This window comes from Phocaeicola sp. RTP21198st1_B8_RTP21198_201120 (assembly GCF_040929485.1).
Taxonomy (GTDB): domain Bacteria; phylum Bacteroidota; class Bacteroidia; order Bacteroidales; family Bacteroidaceae; genus Phocaeicola; species Phocaeicola dorei.
In genome coordinates, this window is the sequence record NZ_JBCOCI010000325.1 from 1,176 (window position 1) to 1,481 (window position 306).

Sequence of the window (306 nt, forward strand, 5' to 3'; positions counted from 1 at the left end):
CCGGAAAAATCAGACGGTCAAGAAAGATACGTCCCTTCCGTTGCGGGGCAACCAGCCGATAGGCTACGATCTTCTTATCTTTCTTGTCGCCCTGCATATACTCAAAAGAGATCCAGCAAGCCCGCCAGCCTGCTGCCTGCAAACGATAAGAGAACCAGTAAGAGACTTCTCCCTCCTTATTCAGAAACTCAAAACGAATAGAATCCTGCTGCGGTTTCTCATTATAAATCCACAAGGTAATGCCGAACTGCTTCTCGTTTCTCGTATTCAACGATAAAGGAGCAATTTGAACATCCAGTGTAGAAC

The 306-nt window shown here is 46.1% G+C and carries 1 protein-coding gene; it reads right to left on the reverse strand.

The window, feature by feature from the left end; translation table 11 throughout:
* Positions 1 to 306 (reverse strand): chondroitinase family protein (locus AB5935_RS25920; RefSeq protein ID WP_368327862.1); only part of this gene is annotated, 306 nt, incomplete at both ends.